3 protein-coding genes and 1 pseudogene are annotated in these 2,415 nt (G+C 59.1%); 2 read left to right on the top strand and 2 right to left on the bottom strand.

Translation table 11 applies throughout. The features are described 5' to 3' along the window. Nucleotides 1–119: pseudogene (locus ACP7AU_RS17595) on the top strand (IS5/IS1182 family transposase); the annotation flags it as partial. Continuing rightward, nucleotides 89–961 carry an ATP-binding protein gene (locus ACP7AU_RS17590; protein ID WP_426052262.1) on the top strand — a complete coding sequence of 291 codons (873 nt, stop codon included), beginning with the start codon at nucleotides 89–91 and terminating at the stop codon, nucleotides 959–961. The pseudogene ACP7AU_RS17595 and the gene ACP7AU_RS17590, both read left to right, overlap by 31 nt. Before the next feature lie 109 nt (nucleotides 962–1,070). On the opposite strand, the gene ACP7AU_RS17585 is transcribed toward ACP7AU_RS17590, so the two are convergent. Then, nucleotides 1,071–1,364, bottom strand: coding sequence for an HU family DNA-binding protein (locus ACP7AU_RS17585; protein ID WP_426052261.1), 294 nt, complete (start codon nucleotides 1,362–1,364; stop codon nucleotides 1,071–1,073). A 185-nt stretch (nucleotides 1,365–1,549) separates the two neighbouring features. Then, nucleotides 1,550–2,017, bottom strand: coding sequence for a MucR family transcriptional regulator (locus ACP7AU_RS17580; RefSeq protein ID WP_426052260.1), 468 nt, complete (start codon nucleotides 2,015–2,017; stop codon nucleotides 1,550–1,552). Between the last annotated feature and the right edge of the window lie 398 nt (nucleotides 2,018–2,415).

Raw genomic sequence — 2,415 nt, 5'->3', positions numbered from 1 at the left:
AGCTCAAACACAGCCGACGACTGGCTACCCGATACGACAAGACCGCCGACAGCTTCCTCGGCTTCGTCATCGTCGCATCCATCCGACTGTGGATCAGACACTTTGTCCACACCACCTAGGTAATTTTCTCAGCAACTCCGCCAAGTTCACATCAGCGGGAAAAATTGTCCTTTCGGTTGGAAAATCCGAAAGCGGGCTGATGCGGTTCTCCGTATCGGACACGGGGATTGGCTTTCCGCCGGAATTCCGGGACCGGCTGTTCAGCAGGTTTCAACAGGCGGATGAGACGATCACCCGCAAGTTCGGTGGAACCGGACTTGGCCTGTCTATCTGTCGGAGTCTGGCGGAAGCCATGGATGGCACTCTGGATTGCGAGAGCGAACCAGGACGGGGGTCGACCTTCTGGTTCGAGCTTCCGCTGGAGTCCGTCAGTGCTCCGGAACAGGCAGGCTCGATGGCTACGACCGTCGAATCCCCGGATCGCCCACTGCGGGTGCTCATCGCCGATGACCACCCGACGAACCGTAAGGTGGCCGAGTTGATGTTGTCTGGAATGGCCGACGTCGTGAGTGTGGTCGATGGACAAGAGGCCGTGGACGCCGCCTTGGCTTCGCACTTCGATATCATTCTAATGGACATGCAGATGCCGGTCATGGACGGCCTCACCGCTGTGCAGAAGATCCGAGCGTCTTCATCAAACTGCCGGGACGTTCCGATCGTAATGATGACAGCAAATGCGATGCGGGAACATGTCGAGGCCAGCCGGACTGCGGGCGCTGACGTCCACCTCGCCAAGCCGATCACCGCCGAGACCCTATTTATTTGCTGCGATGAACGAGGCCATGGAGAAGGTTGTCCCCGATCAACAGAACGCGAGTCACGGTTGAAAGCCGGTCCCAATATGGCTGGGGGCGGAATCGAGAAGAGTGAGGCCTCAGCCCGGTTTTCCGAGCGTCGGTAAGGTAGCGTGTTGCGTTCACCGCTTGAGCCCCCCGTCGGAAACGGTCAGCGACATCCGATCCGGAAGCGGACAGGCTTTGAGAAAACACCGCTAGGAAGGCGGATAGCCGTCAATCAAAGGTGACTGATTGGTTCAGACGCTCGTTAAGTCGCTTTCCCGCTCGAAAAGTTGTGCTCGTGGCGGCTGGCGCGATGACTGCCTCCCCCGACCGTGGGTTCCTAGCCGGTCGCTCAGCAACGATACGTGGGGTGAATATCCCAAAGCCTCGCAGTTCGATCCGCCTACCTTGACCTAGGGCGGTTTCGATGTTGCCCAAGATCGTCTCAACTACTCGCCGCGCCCCCTCCGTGCCGAGATGCGGATATTCGGCGGCGAGACGGCCCATAAGCTGAGTTTTTCTCATCCATCATTTAAAGCGGGACCGGGGCAATCTGCCAATGGTGTTTCCGAAGCGGACGTCGCCAACGCCCGTTTAGGGTCGACATGCGTCTTTGACATCAGGCCGAAAAACGGACGTTCGCCAACGCAGTCAACGTGACGGAGAAGACCGCGAGGCCTCCTCCAGCAGCCAGTCCGATTTAGACGTCGTCACGACTTCGGGGTCTTCGCCTTCCGCGCCGGTTTCGTCGCCATCTCAGCCTTCTTCGGCTGACGCCCGCCTACTCCCAAGCCCATCGACCTCGCCAACGCCGACCGTTTAGCCGCATATTCGGGACTCACCATCGGGAAGTCCTTCGGTAAGGAAAAATGCTCCCGATAGCTTTTCGGGGTGTAGCCCTGGAGCGAGAGATGTCGCTTCATCGACTTGAACTTTCGTCCGTCGATCAGGCTGACGATGCCGTCAGGTTGTATGAGCTTGCGGATCGCGGAAGGCGTCAGTCGCGCCGGCGCTTCCGCTTCAACTGGCTCTGGATCGCCACCGAGGCGGCTGAGCGATCCGTGCACCATCGTGACCAATCCGGGCAGTTCATCCGGGCTCACCCGATTGTTGGCAACGAAGTTAGCGACGATGCCCGTGGTCATGGCCAGAAGCGCGGAATGATCGGTGTCGGCCATGCGGGCCTCCGGTTGGAAAGAATGATCTTGATACGCCAGAATTCGTCATCGAGACAGACGCTCAACCACCGCTCAGAACAGCGGGTCTCGCCGACACAGCAGCGGACTTGGCCAAAATCAGGTTCGGTGACCGGACAAGGAGCAGCGGCGACCGCAGGCCAAAAGACCCACTTCCCGCGAGAGGTCTCAGTTTCCCGACCGACCTGGAAGGGGGGCTGGATTGGTCGGCCGGAAAACAAGCCTAAGCTCTTGCTCAAGCTCAGCCATAGCGCAGCCGGGTATCCGTTGTTCCCCGTCCATCCAATGAAACTTCTCTCCTGCCAGGCCTGAGAGCTGGAAAGCCGAGCGTCTATCCCGCACCGTCATCACCGAGGTCTCATTTGGGTCGATGTCAGTCT

It is taken from the genome of Brevundimonas sp. SL161 (assembly GCF_049896985.1).
Lineage (GTDB): Bacteria > Pseudomonadota > Alphaproteobacteria > Caulobacterales > Caulobacteraceae > Brevundimonas.
This window is presented reverse-complemented; position numbering and strand designations above follow the sequence as displayed.